Origin of the sequence: Pseudomonas paralactis (assembly GCF_001439735.1) — a bacterium.
Lineage (GTDB): Bacteria > Pseudomonadota > Gammaproteobacteria > Pseudomonadales > Pseudomonadaceae > Aquipseudomonas > Aquipseudomonas paralactis.
In genome coordinates this window covers 246,784-262,896 of record NZ_JYLN01000007.1, presented here as the reverse complement: position 1 = coordinate 262,896, position 16,113 = coordinate 246,784, and the positions used below count along the sequence as shown (strand labels likewise).

Sequence of the window (16,113 nt, the reverse complement as noted above, 5' to 3'; positions counted from 1 at the left end):
AGCGATGAACTATGTGACCCGGATTATCGACCCGCCCCCGTCGCGCACGCAGTTGTTGCTTGACGGTGTACGCGCTATGCGCAAGCCCAGGCTCGACGGCGCGCCGCTGTTACCCCAGGCGCGCCTGGTGCGCTCTGCGGTGGCGCTTGCCCCCGCGGATATCGCTGCGTACGCACGGGCCTGTGGTTTTGGTGCCGAACAGGGTGTGCCGCTGTCCTACCCGCATGTATTGGCCTTCCCCTTACACCTGATGCTGCTGACCCGGCCGAGCTTCCCATACCCGGCCAGCGGCATGGTGCACCTGGCCAATCGTATTCGTCAGCACCAACGCCTGCACGAGGGCCAGGCGTTGCGCCTGGAGGTGTACTGCGAGCGCTGGGTCGCCCATCCGAAGGGGCAGGCATTGAGCATCGCCACCCGTGCCTTCAGTGCGGGCGAGCTGGTGTGGGAAAGCGACAGCCTGTACCTGCGTCGTAACGTCAGCGATCCCGTGGGTGAGCTGTGGAATGACCCATTGCCATTGCAGGAAGAAGGTTTGTTGCGCACCCAACGCTGGGTGCTTCCCGCCGACCTGGGGCGACGCTTTGCCAGGGTTTCGGGAGATTTCAACCCGATTCACACCTCGGTTATCGGCGCCAGGCTCTTTGGTTTTCGCCGTGCCATCGCCCATGGCATGTGGACGCTGGGCCGTGCATTGGCAGCGCAACAGCCGCCCGGTGGTCTGGAGCAGGCGCAAGCGCATTGCGATTTCAAGTTACCGATTTTCCTGCCCGGCCAGGTCGCCCTGTGGAGTCACCCGGTGACCGGCCCACGCCGTGAGTTTGAAGTGCGCAATTTCGCTGGGGACAAACCCCATATGCGCGGGCTGTTCATTTGGAAAGAGAGCCAGTGATGAGTGACTACAGCTTCAACCCGGCCCCGGCCCGCCGCGTGGCGATTATCGGCGGCAACCGCATTCCGTTTGCCCGTTCCAACACGGTGTACGCCCATGACAGCAATCAGGACCTGCTGGTTGCCGCCCTCCAGGGCCTGGTCGACCGTTACAACCTGCACGGCCAGCGCCTGGGCGAGTTTGCCGCCGGGGCAGTGATCAAGCATTCGCGGGATTTCAACCTGGCCCGTGAAACGTTGTTGTCCACCACACTGTCGCCGCAAACCCCCGCCTATGATGTGCAACAGGCCTGCGGCACCGGGCTTGAGGCCGCGCTGCTGGTGGCGAATAAAATCGCCCTGGGCCAAATCGAAGTCGGTATTGCCGGCGGCGCCGACACCACCTCCGACGCGCCCATCGGCATCAATGAATCCTTGCGCCACACCTTGCTTGCGGCCAATCGCGCCAAGGGCATGGGCGACAAGCTCAAGCAACTTCTCAAGGTGCGCCCATCGATGCTGTTCAAGCCGCTGCTGCCGCGCAATGGCGAGCCGCGTACGGGGCTGTCCATGGGCGAGCACTGCGAAGAAATGGCCAAGCGCTGGCAGATCAAGCGCCTGGCCCAGGACGAGTTAACCCTTACCAGCCACCAACGACTGGACGCAGCCTATCAACGCGGTTTCTTCGACGACCTGATCAGCCCCCATCGCGGCCTGGCCCGCGACAATAACCTGCGTGCCGATATCAGCCTGGAGAAACTGGCGGGCCTGTCGCCGGTATTCGACCGCCAAAACGGCACGCTCACCGCCGGCAACTCCACGCCTTTGACCGACGGCGCCTCGGTGGTGCTGCTTGCCAGCGAAGAATGGGCCACTGCCAATGGCTGGCCGGTGCTGGCCTACTTGCGCACGGGCGAGACGGCGGCGGTGAGTTTTGTCGACGGCACCGAGGGGCTGCTGATGGCTCCGGCCTACGCCGTACCGCGCATGTTGCGACGGGAAGGCTTGAGTTTTGCCGACTTTGATTTGTTCGAGATCCACGAAGCATTTGCCGCCCAGGTGCTGTGCACCCTCAAGGCCTGGGAAGACCCCGAGTATTGCCGCGAACGGCTCGGCCTTGACGCCCCCCTGGGCACCATTGACCGCAGCAAGATGAACATCAACGGCGGCTCACTGGGCTGCGGCCATCCTTTTGCGGCCACCGGCGGTCGGCAGTTGGCGGCGCTGGCCAAGGCTATCGATGAACGCGGTGGCGGCCGCGGCCTGATCTCGATCTGTGCGGCGGGCGGGTTGGGCATTACCGCCATCGTCGAAAAGTAGCGCTTTTAAAACAACAATAAGGACACTGCCATGAACGCTATCAGCCTGGAACACACCGAACGCATTTGGTTGAACACTTACCTGCCCGGCGTTCCGGCGGACATCGATGCCGGGATCGAGGACTATCCGTCACTGCGCGAAGTGTTCCTGGAGCACCTGGAAAAATTCAGCGAGCGGGTCGCCTACGTCAGTATCGGTACCGAAATGACCTATGCCGACTGGCGGGTCCAGGGGATCGCCTTTGCTGCCTGGTTACAGGGCCAGGGTGTAAAGAAGGGCGACCGCGTGGCGCTGATGATGCCCAACTGCTTGCAATACCCGATCTGCCTGTTGGGCACGATCCTGGCCGGCGCCGTGGTGGTCAACGTCAACCCGTTGTACACCGCTCATGAACTTCGGCACCTGCTCAAGGACAGCGGCGCCGAAACCGTGGTGATCTTTGAAAACTTCGCCCACACCCTGGAAAAAGCCACGACCGGCAGCAGCGTCAAGCGGGTGGTAATAGCGGCTATCGGCGACTTGCTGGGCACCTTCAAGGGCGCGGCGATGAACTTCATCCTGCGCCGCGTGCAGAAGCAGGTGCCGGCGTTCAACCTGCCCGGCGCGCTGCGCTTTAACCAGGTGCTCAAACAGGGCAGGGGGTTGCACCACTTGCCGGTTGCGCTGGAGCACGACGAACTGGCCTTCCTGCAGTACACCGGCGGCACCACCGGTGATGCCAAGGGCGTGATGCTCAGTCATCGCAATATCATCGCCAACCTGCTGCAAGCCAAGGCCTGGGTCGGCGACCAACTGGATCAGCACAAACAGGAAACCAACGTAACCCTGCTGCCGCTCTACCACATCTTTTCGCTGACCGTGAATTGCCTGATGTTCATGTGCCTGGGCGGGCGCAATATCCTCATCGCCAACCCGCGGGACGTGAAGCGGGTGCAGATGATCCTGCGCAAGGAGCGCTTCAACGGGATTGCCGGGGTCAATACGCTGTTTAACGGCTTGCTGGAGAACAAGGCGTTCTGCTCGCGGGATTTTTCCGACCTGCGCCTGGTGATTGCCGGCGGTATGGCCACCCACACTGCGGTGGCCAAGCGCTGGAAGGAAGTGACCGGGTTGCCGATCATCGAAGGCTACGGGCTGACCGAGTGTTCGCCGGTGGTGAGCATCAGCCCTATCGATATTTCGCGTATGCGCGAGATGGAATTCACCGGCAGCATCGGCGTGCCGTTGCCGTCGACCTGGGTGCGTTTCATGCGCGAAGACGGCGAGCTGGCTGACATTGGCGAGCAAGGCGAACTGCAAGTACGCGGCCCGCAAGTGATGCAAGGCTACTGGAAGCGGCCCAGGGAAACCGCTGAGGTACTGGATGCCGACGGCTGGCTGTCCACCGGCGATATCGGGATGATGGACGCGCGCGGCTATATCCGTCTGGTGGACCGCAAAAAGGACATGATCCTGGTCTCGGGTTTCAATGTGTACCCCAATGAAATCGAGGACGTGGTGGCGATGCATCCGGGTGTGGCTGAGGTGGCAGCCATTGGCGTTGAGGACGCGGTGAGTGGGGAGAAGGTCAAGATCATCGTGGTGCGCAAGGATCCGACCCTGACTCAGGAGCAGATTCTTGCGCATTGCCGGGAATACCTGACGGGGTACAAGGTGCCCAGGTATGTTGAGTTTCGTACCACGGAACTGCCGAAAACCACGGTGGGCAAGGTGCTACGGCGCGCATTGCGCTGACTCGGTTCACCGGGGCTCGCCAATCGTCAGAGGTAATCATCTTCCGGGAAATTGAGACCAATGACATCCTCGCTGTGGATCGGTCGGATGCTTTTGATCAAAAAGTCAGTCTTGCCATTTCCCGTCAAATCGATACCGAGGAAGTACCTATTGGTGTTTGGGTTGAATGTCAGGATGGTATCGCCCGGTTGTCCGGTGTACTGACTGACGTAGTTGAGCTTGACCTGCGTGTTGTCGCTCAGGCTGCTCAAGTCGATCTTGTCCTGGCCTGTGGTGAAGTCCAGCAGCAAGTCGGCGTTGTCGCGTCGGGAGTCGCTGGCGGCATGGTAAGTGAAAGTGTTGAAGCCACCATTCCCGGTCAGGATGTCGGCTCCGCCACCGCCGGTCAACACGTTGTCCGCACTGTTTCCGGTAATACGATCGTTGCCTGTGCCGCCCTTGGTATTTTCGATAAGGGTTTTGGCGTTGATGTTCACGGTGTCAGTCAAACCACCCGCGCTGGAGCCAGGCTTGTCGGTGGGAGGCGAAAGGCTGGATTCGGGCGTGCCTGTTTTGGCGTTGATACCGTGGACAGTGTCAGCGCCTGCGCATTCGACGGGTGGAGGCGTAACCGGGGGCTGGGGGGGCTTGGGTACCTGACCGGGAACCTTGGGAACTAAAGTGGGTGCAGGTTTTGGTGCAGGTGGCACTCCTGGCTCGGCACCGGTCAAGATGTCTTCAGGTTTTATAGGCTTTTCACTCAGAATCACCAGCATGGAGTACGGGTCGCCCGTTACATTCAGGATCAGCCTGTGGCGCTTGATCTTCTCATCGTAGTCCAGCGTCAGTTCACCTTTGTGCCCCGTGTGCACGTGAACCAACTTGGGTTTCTCGATGCCTGCATCTTTCAATAAATTTGATAGATCAATCTTGTCGACGCCACTGGTGAAGTCCGTGAGCGTATCCGGGTTCTGACCAGGTGAGTCGCTGACCCTGTTATACACAAATGTATCTGCGCCACCTCCACCTGTCAGCATGTCGCCGCCAGCGCCTCCGGTCATGCGGTTGTTGACGTGATTGCCGATTAACACATCGTGCCCGGAGCCGCCAACGGCATTTTCAATAACAACGGTGTTGGCGATTGATACATTACCCTTGCGGCCGCCTATGTCCGAGAGTTTTCCAGCGTTCAGGTTGATCTTTTGATTATTTTTGAAACCGGAAAAATCCAGGGTGTCTTCACCGCCGTTATCCCAGACACAAAAGAACGGCAAGTCGTTGGGAGAGGACAGGGAATAGTGGTCACGTTCTGTATTGGAGTTGAAACCGTAGGTTGTATTACTCTTACGGGTTTCGTTGTTGGGTTTGTATATAAGATGAGCGCCGGCAATGTCATGCATCATCGGGGTCTGACTGTTATCCGAGACGAAGCCGTTCTGTTTGTTTGCGTGAGGGCGAAACAGGGTATAAGCGGTACTCATGGTGCTATAAGCGTCGCTGCTTTCGGGGAGCTTGAGGTCAGGATGCTCAAGTCCCAGGGCGTGGCCGATTTCGTGGACCATTGCTGCATGTAGGCCGGCGCCTTCATTCTCCCTGATTTCTACGCCCTGTTCTCTGAGAGCGCGAATACCGGGAGCACTTGGCAGCGTGGCTAGACCACCCGCACCTGGAGCGCCTTTAACTGACAGGTGAGTGTCAGCATTTTTGCCATTTTCGACAAACTTGATTTTTATAACATCTTCCCAAGATTTAAGAGCCTGCTTGAATGCTCTTTTCTTGGCCTCGCTGAATTGAGTAAATGAATAGGAGGCGGTTATTTGTCCGTCACCATTTTCATCTTTTATTTTTCTGTGGCTGCGGGTGAGGCTTTTTGCAACCTTGTTAGCGGTTTCGGAAGCAGGTGAATCATCGATGGGTGAGCTAGGGGAACCCGCTGGCAGATGAAGCAGTCGTGAAGGTGGGTAGTTTTGAATGGTTGACATGATTGTGCCTTTGAGCGTGAGTTTAAGTTAGGGCCTGGTTATGCATTAAAGTTAAGTTGAAGGCGGAAGCTAACTTATATTTTTTTGGGGGCTGGCTCTAGGTGTGGGGTGTTTCGACTTGTAATTGTATTAGCAGGTAAGTGTGAACTTGTTAATGGCGTAAAAATAGTCGTCGGAAAGATTACTTTGCGGGGAGGGCAGCGGGATGTTTTAACTGAGGCTGGCAGTTAGTTTGATAGAGTTGATATTGGTTAAGTGGGTTGTTTCGCTTTTTTCAGCAAGACGAGTGTGTACGAAGAGTTTGCAACAATGAGTGACGTCGCCTCGTAGGCGAGGCGACATGATTGATTATTTAGGCGGTGGTTGATTAGAGAGCGCAGACCTCAACCCAGCGCTCTTCAAGGGCTGCCACTCGAATCGCCGTCGCCAACCGCTCCACCTCCCAGGCAGCCTCAAAGTCCGTGCCATCCGCACCTTGCCCCGCCAGGGCCATGATCAATTCCTGTACCTCCAGCGTCTTCAGCTCGTTGTAGCCCAACTGATGCCCCGCCGCCGGGCTGAACGCCGCATAGCCGGGCAGTGCAGGGCCTGCCAACACGCGTTGAAAACCGTCCTGCCCGACGCGGTGCAGGCGCAGTTCATTCAAGCGCTCCTGATCGAACGCCAAGGTGCCTTTGGTCCCGCTTATCTCAAAGCTCAGGTGGTTTTTGTAGCCGTGCTTGAGCCAACTGCTGCTCACCGTGCCACGTGCACCGTTGGCGAAACGCAGCAGGGCGTGCACCTGGTCATCCACGGCGATGGATTTCAACTCGTTGCTGCCTTGGGTGGCAGGACGTTGGGCGTGAACCGTCTGGGTATCGGCGCACACACTGACCACATCGCCCACCAGGTAACGTGCCATCGACAGCAAATGGCTGCCCAGGTCGGCCAGGGCACCGCCGGCGTGTCCGACTTCGCAGCGCCACGACCACGGCGAGAGCGGGTCGGCCATGAAGTCTTCGCTGAACTCGCCCTGAAAACTGATGATCTGGCCCAGCTCGCCCCGAGCCAGCATCTGCCGCGCCAACACGATCATCGGGTTGTGCTGGTAGTTGTAGCCCACCCGCGTCACCACCCCGGCGCTGCTGGCTGCGCGGCGCATGGCGTCGGCTTGCTCCAGGCTCACGGCCAGGGGTTTCTCGCAATACACCGCTTTGCCCGCCGCAATCGCAGCCATGGCCATGGGATAGTGCAGGTGGTTGGGGGTGGTGATCGCCACAACGTCAACCTTCGGGTCGTCGATCAGTGCCTGCCAATCGCCATGGGCCTGGGCAAACCCCCAGGCTGTGGCGCAGCGCTGGGCGCGTTCGGTGTCGGCATCGGCCAGCGCGGCCAGGTTTAGCTGTACCGGCAGTTCGAACACCGCCCGTGCGTTATTGAACGCCAACGCATGGGCACGGCCCATGAAGCCTGTGCCGATCAAGCCGATTCCGAGTTCACGCATCGCCGTGGTCCTTTGGATTATTGTTTTCAGGAATGGCATTAATGGAATAAAAATTCACAAATATCAAGAGATGGAATAAAAATTCATTCATCACTTGCGTTGATAGAGCCCTATTCAGCCGTAGCCAAACCCCATCAGTTAACAAAAGATAACGTAGCGCCGATTGTCAGACGATTCCAAAGCCCGATAGGATGGCCCTTGCTGGTTCCAGGCGCTCTAGATTGCAGGTTTCAAGGTCCTGGAAGATAAGCCGACCTAACAATAATAAATGGGAGAAAGGTCTATGAGTGAGCCTGTCATGGGTTGGGATGTTTGCCGCCCACGCGCCGCACGCAGGGTTGCGTTGCTGGCCACAGCGCTCTCGCTGCTTGCCGGTGCCGTGATGTCCACGCCCGTGCTGGCCGCCAGCGATACCCCCGCCGCCGCGGTATTTGCGATTGAATCCCCCAAGGCCGCCAAAGGCTTGATGATCGATGTGGCGCACGCCGGCAAACGCCTGGTGGCGGTCGGTGATCGTGGGCATATCCTGTATTCCGATGACCAGGGCAACACCTGGACCCAAGCCAAAGTCCCCACCCGCCAACTGCTCACGGCGGTGTTTTTCGTTGATGACAAACAGGGCTGGGCCGTCGGCCATGATGCGCAAATTCTTGCCAGTTCCGATGGCGGCGCCACCTGGATTCAGCAATATCAAGACCTCAAGCGCGAAGCGCCGTTGCTCGATGTGTGGTTCAACGATGCCAGGCACGGCCTGGCCGTTGGCGCCTACGGCGCGTTGATTGAAACCACCGACGGCGGCAGCACCTGGGTCGACGTCAGCGACCGCCTCGATAACGAAGATCAATTCCACCTCAACGCCATCGCCTCTATCAAAGACGCCGGCCTGTTTATTGTCGGTGAGCAGGGCAGCATGTTCCGCTCCAGCGACGACGGCCAAACCTGGGAAAAGCTCGAAGGCCCCTACGAGGGCTCGTTGTTTGGGGTGATTGGCACCGTGCAGCCGCAGACCCTGCTGGCTTATGGCTTGCGCGGCAACCTGTACCGCTCCACGGATTTCGGCAGCACCTGGGAACAGGTTGAACTCAATGCCGCACGCGGTGCGCTGGAGTTCGGCCTGTCGGGTGCCACGTTGCTCGATGATGGCGCCATCGTCGTGGTCGGCAACGGCGGCAGCGTGGTGGTCAGTCACGACGACGGCCAGACGTTCAGCGTGTTCAATCGCCCGGACCGGGTTTCACTCTCGGCAGTCACGGCCGCAGGCAATGGCAACTTGATTCTGGTGGGGCAGGGTGGCGTTCGTGTCGCTACGCCCGCTGGCGCCGAACTCGTAAAACAATAAGAAGGGCGGGGAACGCATGAGCAGTCATCACAACGATAAAGCGACCTTTCTTGAGCGCCTGATCTTTAACAATCGCCCGGCGGTGATCGTCATCTGCCTGCTGGTGAGCATTTTCCTGTTCTGGCAGGCGACGTTGATTCGCCCGTCCACCAGCTTTGAAAAGATGATCCCCCTCAAGCACCCCTTCATTGAAAAGATGATGGAGCACCGCAACGACCTGGCCAACCTGGGCAACACCGTGCGCATTTCGGTGGAGGCCAGGGACGGGGATATTTTCACCAAGGACTACATGGAGACCCTGCGCCAGATCAACGACGAGGTGTTCTACATCTCCGGTGTTGATCGTTCGGGCCTCAAGTCGCTGTGGAGCCCCAGCGTGCGCTGGACCGAGGTGACCGAAGAAGGCTTTGCCGGGGGTGAAGTGATCCCGCAAAGCTACAACGGCTCACCGCAAAGCCTCGATCAGCTGCGCAACAACGTGCTCAAGTCCGGCCAGGTCGGGCGTTTGGTGGCTAACGATTTCAAGTCGAGTATTGTTGATATCCCGCTGCTGGAGTCCTACCCGGACCCGCAGGACCAGGGCAAGCTGTTGGCCCTGGACTACCAGAAGTTTTCCCACGAGCTTGAAGACAAGATCCGCAACAAGTTCGAGGCGCAGAACCCTAACGTAAAAATCCACATTGTCGGTTTCGCCAAGAAAGTCGGGGACCTGATCGACGGCCTGATCATGGTGGTGCTGTTCTTCGGCGTAGCCTTTGGCATCACCCTGGTCCTGTTGTTGTGGTTCACCAACTGCCTGCGCAGCACCATCGCTGTGCTGAGCACCACATTGGTGGCGGTGGTCTGGCAGTTGGGCCTGATGCACGCCGCCGGTTTCGGGCTGGATCCCTACTCGATGCTGGTGCCATTTCTGATCTTCGCCATCGGTATTTCCCACGGCGTACAGAAGATCAACGGTATTGCCCTGCAATCGGGCGAGGCCGATAACGCACTCACAGCAGCACGCCGCACCTTCCGGCAACTGTTCTTGCCTGGGATGATCGCGATTCTGGCCGATGCGGTCGGCTTTATTACCCTGCTGATCATTGATATCGGCGTGATCCGTGAGCTGGCCATCGGCGCATCGATCGGCGTGGCGGTGATCGTGTTCACTAACCTTATCCTGTTGCCGGTGGCAATTTCCTACGTTGGCATCAGCAAGCGTGCCATCGCCAAAAGCAAGAAAGACGCAAATCGCGAACATGCGTTCTGGCGCCTGCTGGCCAAATTCGCCAGCCCGAAAGTCGCGCCGGTCTCGATCTTCCTGGCCTTGATCGCCTTTGGTGGCGGCCTCTGGTACAGCCAAAACCTGAAGATCGGCGACCTCGACCAAGGCGCACCGGAACTGCGCCCGGACTCGCGCTACAACAAAGACAACAATTTCATCATCAGCAACTATTCCACCAGCTCCGACGTGTTGGTGGTGATGGTCAAGACCCGCGCCGAAGGTTGCTCACGGTATGAGGCCATGGCCCCTATCGACCAGTTGATGTGGAAGATGCAGAACACCGAAGGCGTGCAGTCGGCGATCTCGCTGGTGACCGTGTCCAAGCAAATGATCAAGGGCATGAACGAGGGCAACCTGAAATGGGAAACCCTGTCGCGCAACCCCGACGTATTGAACAACTCCATCGCCCGTGCCGACGGCCTGTACAACAACAATTGCTCGCTGGCGCCGGTACTGGTGTTCCTCAACGACCATAAAGCCGAAACCCTCGACCGTGCGGTGCACGCCGTGCAGGAGTTCGCCAGGGAAAACAACAAGGAAGGCCTGGAGTTCATCCTCGCCGCCGGTAATGCCGGGATCGAAGCGGCCACCAACGAGGTGATCAAGGAGTCGGAACTGATCATCCTGATCCTGGTGTACCTGTGTGTGGCGACCATGTGCATGATCACCTTCCGCTCATGGGCGGCGACTCTGTGCATCGTGCTGCCGCTGGTGCTGACCTCGGTGCTGGGTAACGCGCTGATGGCGTTCATGGGCATTGGCGTCAAGGTCGCGACCTTGCCGGTGGTAGCTCTGGGGGTGGGGATCGGCGTGGACTACGGCATCTACATCTACAGCCGCCTGGAAAGTTTCCTGCGTGCAGGCTTGCCGCTGCAAGAGGCGTACTACCAGACATTGAAGTCCACCGGTAAAGCCGTGCTGTTCACCGGCCTGTGCCTGGCCATCGGTGTATGTACCTGGATCTTCTCGGCCATCAAGTTCCAGGCCGATATGGGCCTGATGCTGACCTTTATGCTGCTGTGGAACATGTTCGGCGCGCTGTGGCTGCTGCCGGCGCTGGCGCGGTTCCTGATCAAGCCCGAGAAGCTCGCGGGGCAGAAGGGCAATTCGTTGTTTGCCCACTGAGTCCGATTCAAATGTCCACTCCTGTATGAGCGAGCAAGCTCGCTCATACAGCGCCAGGGCTATAACTTCAAGAACAGTTTCTGGTCCAGTGGGGGCTTGATCCGGGTGCGCAGGATCCGGTCGATGGAGGTGTCGTTCTGGCCGGCCTGGCCCACCAGGTCCTTTTGCGTCAGGTAACGCTGCGCAGGAATCTTCAGGTGCGCAGCGCTGTAGGCCTCAACGGGTGAGCCGGCGCTTGGGTAGTGGAAGTGCGCATACCACAGGTCCTTGAGGCCGTTCTTATCGCGTATCGCGTATTCAGTGAGGAAGTCGCCCCCTTTGAGTGGTTTGTCGCGCTTGACCAAGCCGATGTCCACGCGGTTGTGGGTCCACAGGTAGTCGATGTTTTCCGGGCGCGGCGCCTGGACCAGGTAGCCATCACAGCGATGGGCAATGGCTTGCTCGCGCATGTCCGTCGCGGCTTCCTGCCATTGTTCCACCAGGGCGGCGGTGTCGCTGTCTGCGCTGTGGTTGGCCAGGGCCTGGTTTGCCACTTGCTCAAGGCGCTCCGCCTGGGCCTCAAGCATGTCGCTCCAATCCTTGGGGCTGACGGACTCTCGCTGTGTCGGATCAGCGAGTTTCTTTTTCTGGAATTGAATCGAGCGTTCAATGGATGCCCGCTCCTCCATCAGCTTGCTGGCAGTGCTGATATAGGCCGATAACGGTTTTGGCGAGGGCGCCGGAGTCGGTGTGACCGATTCGGGCTTGACCACCTGCACCCATTCGCCTTCGGTCTGGTGCCAACTGTAGGTTTTCAATGCCTGGCCGTTCTGGGGGTCAAGTACATCAATGATCGGCACTGTCTGCCCCGGCTGGGTGTCGCGCAGCGTCCCGATCAAAGTCTGCTTGTCACGCGTCTTGAACACCCGCTTGTTGGGAGACTTGCGTGCCCGATCCTGCCGGGGGCGCACTGTCGGGGGCAGGTGTTGTTCTTCACGAATCAGGTCGGCCAGCTCGGCCTGGGCCTGGCTGATCACGTCTTGCAGGCATTTAATGAAATACTCGCCGTAAAGTGGCCGGACGCCCTCAGGCCTGATTTCCTGGAGTGCCTGGGTGTTGCTCAGTTCGCTCTGGTATCTATCGATCAAGTTGCTGAGCACTGCGATACGTTCGTCGGCGGTGTAGCCCTCATGCTGTTGCAACTCGATATGGGCCAGGGACACCGTATTGAGCTCGGCACGATTGAAGCGATCAAGAAAGAAGTCTTTCTCGGGGGAGTGGGTGTTGACCGTGCGATCGATACTCAGCTCGCGCAGTGTGCTCAGGTGCTCCAACCGGGTTGTCAGCACCAGATTGGCCGGTGGCTGTCGGGTGCTCTTGATAAAGAGCTCGGCCTGTTTCTTATTCACGGGCGAGTCGTTTTTCCATTCATCCAGCAACGCTTCATAGGAGGTTGCAGCCTTGATCAAACGACCGAGGTGATCCAGGCGCTGGCTCATGGTTTCGACCATTTCGGCGTAGGCGCCAGGCTGATTGGCGCGCACTCTTTCTGTTAGCTTGGACAGTGGCTCACCCGAGCAAGCGTGGGTAAACTCACCGGCGTCGTAAAGATGGTCAACGTAGAGCGAACGCAGGATTTCGGCGATGGCCTTGTACTCCTCGCCACGTACTTCCTTGAAGGTCTCAAGATCAGCTGCCGGGTTGTCACTGTGTAGTGCCTGCAGTGCGTTTTTTCGGCCTGTGATGATCGGGTCGGCGAATCGTTGAAAGTTATCCAGGCTAATGCGCAGCAATGCTGTCAGGCTGCGGTTAAAACGCAGCTCCTTCTGGTAGCGGTCGGCGAAGTCAGCGCCACGTGCGCCACTATTGACCAGGCCCCAAAGAGTACTGAGGGTTTTGTCCGATTTTTTCAGATTCTCTTGCGTCTCCTGGAGCCGCTCTTTGGCGTCCTCCATCAGCACCCCCATAGGCAGCACTTTTTGTCGTTCAACCTTGAATCTTTCGAGCATCGCCTTGCTCTGGTTGAGGTTGTGGTCGAGGGTGGCTTGTATCCGATCGCTGACGGGCATGCCGCCCTTGAGCTTAGGGCCAATATTGAACTGCCAGCGCCCCTGGCCGTCACGACTCAGCGGCGGGCCGGGGCGTGCTTTGTTTTGCTCATCGATGACAAAAGCGCCGTCCAGATCCCAAGCGACCCGGTACCAGTGGTTATCGATACGGGCATGCAGTTTTTCGTCAATAAGGTAGAGACCCTCGGTCATGCCCTGCTGAATCGGTGCGACCTCGCCGATGGGGGCGGCCACACTGAAGGTGGCGATATAAGCGCGCTGGGCGGGGCTTAGTCCGTGCAGGCTGGAAAAGGCAAAGTCGAACGGCTGGTGGCTGTCGAGCAATCCGCCGGGCGCGGGCGGTTCTTGTTCTATCAGCACTTGTGTGGGCGCTGGTGTTTGGGCCCCACGCCGCAGCGGATTTGAGACTTCTGCACGCTGCATAAAGGGCGTTTTGCCCAACGGATGTTCGGCTGGTGTGCCGGGCGTGGTATGGCTCAAGAGCGTGGCGACGTTGACCAGCAAGTCCACCATGGCTTGTGTGGGGTCGCCACCGGTCGACTCACTGGCCTGCTGGATATCGTTCTCCATACTGGCCAGTTGCAGCAGCCAGCCGGCCATGGCTCCTGGCCCGCGCAACACGGGGAGCAGGGTATTGAACAGCAACCAGCCCAATTCCTTGTGCAACGCCCAGCGGCTCTGCGCATCCGAGGTGGACTGCCCGTGGGCAAGGGATACCAGGCTTTGGGCATTACTGTTGTACAGGTGTTGCATCAGGTTGCCGTCGAGCAGGTCTTTGCTCAGTGTGCGGGCCGCAGGATAGTCGTCGATCGCCAACGTAGTCGGTGCGGGTGTTTGTGGCGCGTCGAATTCATTGAACACGCTGTAGTGGGCGACGTGGGGTGTCTTGAGTCCACCGTTGCCGTAGACCGCACGGGCTTTGTCGTCTGGCAGCCAGGCCAGGATGCTTTGTTGCAACGAGCCCGGCGCCTGGATGGCGGCCAACAGCGCGTCGCGGCTGGCGAACTCCTGAAGCGTTGGCGCGAGCATCGGCCGATAGAGCAGGTGCGGGCCGCGGACGGGGAACTGGGGCTCGATCAGGAACATATTGGCCACCACATCCGGTGTGGCGCCGGGCTTGCGCAGCAATGCCAGGGGCCGCACCGTGATCTCCTGGTTATCGACCGTGCGCGGGCCGGTGCCAGGGCGGCTGATGGCCTCGACAAAACGACAGCCTTGCGCGGTGATCCCGGCTTCGCCCTTGAGCTTGAGCTCCAGGGCTTGCATGTTCAGTTGCAATGGCACCTGCTCGGCGAACAGTGTGGCGCATTCACGTGCGGGCGGCGTGTCACTGAGCAGGCGCTGTTTGAGCAGAGCAGGGTAATGCTCGCCAATGTCGACGTTGTTGATCAGGTCCTTGAGCATCTGCGGCATCAGAGGGTCGGTCACCGGCTGCCCACGCAGGCGGACCTCCATGGTCCCCTTGGGCAGGCCTGCAAGGTTAGCCAAGGCCATGTCCACCAGGCTCATCCTGATCGGTTCGATGTAGCCACCGGCGAGGGTACCCACTGCGACTTTGAAAGTGACTTCCAGGTCGTTCGCGGTATAGCCCTTGGATGCCAGTTGGGCGTTGAGTTGCTGCTCGGCGTAGGTGCGGATATCGGGGATGTCGCTGAGGAAACTGCGCCCTTGATGACGTGCCACGCTGCTGGCGAGAGCGAGGGTGTCGCGCTGGTAGGCAAAACGCTCGGCAATGCTGGCATTTCCCAGCCATCCGGGCAGCTTGCGCTTCATCTGTTGCAAGCGTTCCGGCGTCGTGGTCGGCTGGCTAGTGAAGATGGCAGCTGTATCGGTCGCCTCGGAAAACAGCTGCTCCAGGTTTTCCACCGGGGTGCTGGCTGGCAGCCGTATGGCCTGAAGGTTCTGCAACTGGCGGTTGAGGATCACGGCTGCCTGGGTATCAAAGATGTTGCCGTCTGGTTCGATGCGCTTCCAGGTCAATTGGTCAAAGCTCAGTTGCCCTGCGAGCCGGTCCGACAGGGCCGAGGCGAAATCCTCTAGAGAAACGTAAGGCGTCACCACGCCTGCTGGCGTTACATGCAGCACCAGGTTTTGGCCGTTCACCTGGCGCGTGATCAACAGGTCAGGACTTAACAGCGTGGAGGAGGTTTGCGCCTGTTTCACCGTGGTCTGCACGATGAATACCTGCGCGGCGTCAGCACCATTGACCCGACGGCGTTCGTCCGTGTCGGGGTAGCGTGCGACTTGGTCGAGGGTTTCGCGTTGCAGGTTATTGAGGCCCGGCTGCTGGAGGCCACCGACGCGTAGCCTGTCGTTGAGGGTGTCGCTGAGCCATTGCCAGCGACTGGTGGAAGCGAAGGCATCCTGGCCCCAATACTGGCTAATGGCTGCGGTGTAAGCGCCAGGGAGAGCAGAGCGCAGGGCGCGGATGGCCAGTTCGACGGTGCGCATGTCCAGGGTGGTCAGGTTGCCGTCGGCGTCGACCACACGCAGAGGGTTAGCGGAGTCGGATTCGACCCATTGGCTCTTGGCGGTGATGCCCAGATCGGCGCCGGTTGCCAGGTGTTTGAGCGCCAGGTCCAGTAGCGGAGTCAATGCATATTGCTCCGAATCAGCAGGTAGGCGGGTCGCCAGGGAGGTGTTGGCACTCTTGAAGTCCAGCGTGGGGTAGCGGTGCTTGAGGGCGCTATCCAGCATGGTCGCGACCACCGAACGCACGGTCGGGCGGCTGGCGAATGGGTTGGCAACCACCTCGGTGGGCGTCTGCGCTGGTGGCGTTGCTTCAAGCCTGCTCTGTATGGCGCTGGGTATGCGTACCGGTGCCGAGCGCTCGGTTCTGGAAGGGATGGGCGACGGTGGGGTGGGTACGGGTTCATGACGCGGCGTCACGGCTTCAGTTGGCAATATGGCAGTGAACACGCGTGGGTTGTTTCTGATCGATTGCATGGGAGCAATTCCTTTGCTTG

The 16,113-nt window shown here is 59.3% G+C and carries 8 protein-coding genes; 5 read left to right on the top strand and 3 right to left on the bottom strand.

The features are described 5' to 3' along the window. Positions 1–4 precede the first annotated feature (4 nt). The 3 genes from TX23_RS19050 to TX23_RS19040 are packed head-to-tail and all read left to right on the top strand — an operon-like array spanning position 5 to position 3,924. Positions 5–892: a MaoC/PaaZ C-terminal domain-containing protein gene (locus TX23_RS19050; RefSeq protein ID WP_057703532.1), complete on the top strand. Its 888-nt coding sequence runs from the start codon at positions 5–7 to the stop codon at positions 890–892. After that, positions 892–2,190: an acetyl-CoA C-acetyltransferase gene (locus tag TX23_RS19045; RefSeq protein ID WP_057703531.1), complete on the top strand. Its 1,299-nt coding sequence runs from the start codon at positions 892–894 to the stop codon at positions 2,188–2,190. The genes TX23_RS19050 and TX23_RS19045 overlap by 1 nt, the downstream gene beginning before the upstream one ends. A 30-nt stretch (positions 2,191–2,220) precedes the next feature. Then, complete coding sequence (locus tag TX23_RS19040; RefSeq protein WP_057703530.1) at positions 2,221–3,924, top strand: AMP-binding protein; 1,704 nt, start codon at positions 2,221–2,223, stop codon at positions 3,922–3,924. Positions 3,925–3,950: 26 nt separating this feature from the next. On the opposite strand, the gene TX23_RS28680 is transcribed toward TX23_RS19040, so the two are convergent. Both TX23_RS28680 and TX23_RS19030 read right to left on the bottom strand, forming a co-directional pair. Beyond that, positions 3,951–5,885, bottom strand: a complete 1,935-nt coding sequence (locus tag TX23_RS28680) for a M10 family metallopeptidase C-terminal domain-containing protein (RefSeq protein WP_057703529.1) — start codon at positions 5,883–5,885, stop codon at positions 3,951–3,953. 367 nt (positions 5,886–6,252) lie between these two features. Continuing rightward, positions 6,253–7,368, bottom strand: coding sequence for a Gfo/Idh/MocA family protein (locus TX23_RS19030; RefSeq protein WP_057703528.1), 1,116 nt, complete (start codon positions 7,366–7,368; stop codon positions 6,253–6,255). 298 nt (positions 7,369–7,666) lie between these two features. Here TX23_RS19030 and TX23_RS19025 point away from each other — a divergent pair, with 298 nt between their 5' ends. Continuing rightward, entirely contained in the window at positions 7,667–8,707 is a 1,041-nt protein-coding gene (locus TX23_RS19025; protein WP_057703527.1) for a WD40/YVTN/BNR-like repeat-containing protein, read from the top strand. Positions 8,708–8,723: 16 nt separating this feature from the next. Then, on the top strand, positions 8,724–11,099 hold the full coding sequence (locus tag TX23_RS19020; protein WP_057703526.1) for an efflux RND transporter permease subunit: 2,376 nt from the start codon (positions 8,724–8,726) through the stop codon (positions 11,097–11,099). A gap of 59 nt (positions 11,100–11,158) precedes the next feature. On the opposite strand, the gene TX23_RS19015 is transcribed toward TX23_RS19020, so the two are convergent. Continuing rightward, complete coding sequence (locus TX23_RS19015) at positions 11,159–16,093, bottom strand: dermonecrotic toxin domain-containing protein (protein ID WP_244885969.1); 4,935 nt, start codon at positions 16,091–16,093, stop codon at positions 11,159–11,161. Between the last annotated feature and the right edge of the window lie 20 nt (positions 16,094–16,113).

What these genes read in the sequence shown, in the direction of transcription:
- TX23_RS19050 (WP_057703532.1), top strand. Translation starts at nt 5, where the DNA reads ATGAACTATGTGACCCGGATTATCGACCCGCCCCCGTCGCGCACGCAG.
- TX23_RS19045 (WP_057703531.1), top strand. Translation starts at nt 892, where the DNA reads ATGAGTGACTACAGCTTCAACCCGGCCCCGGCCCGCCGCGTGGCGATT.
- TX23_RS19040 (WP_057703530.1), top strand. Translation starts at nt 2,221, where the DNA reads ATGAACGCTATCAGCCTGGAACACACCGAACGCATTTGGTTGAACACT.
- TX23_RS28680 (WP_057703529.1), bottom strand. Translation starts at nt 5,885, where the DNA reads ATGTCAACCATTCAAAACTACCCACCTTCACGACTGCTTCATCTGCCA.
- TX23_RS19030 (WP_057703528.1), bottom strand. Translation starts at nt 7,368, where the DNA reads ATGCGTGAACTCGGAATCGGCTTGATCGGCACAGGCTTCATGGGCCGT.
- TX23_RS19025 (WP_057703527.1), top strand. Translation starts at nt 7,667, where the DNA reads ATGGGTTGGGATGTTTGCCGCCCACGCGCCGCACGCAGGGTTGCGTTG.
- TX23_RS19020 (WP_057703526.1), top strand. Translation starts at nt 8,724, where the DNA reads ATGAGCAGTCATCACAACGATAAAGCGACCTTTCTTGAGCGCCTGATC.
- TX23_RS19015 (WP_244885969.1), bottom strand. Translation starts at nt 16,093, where the DNA reads ATGCAATCGATCAGAAACAACCCACGCGTGTTCACTGCCATATTGCCA.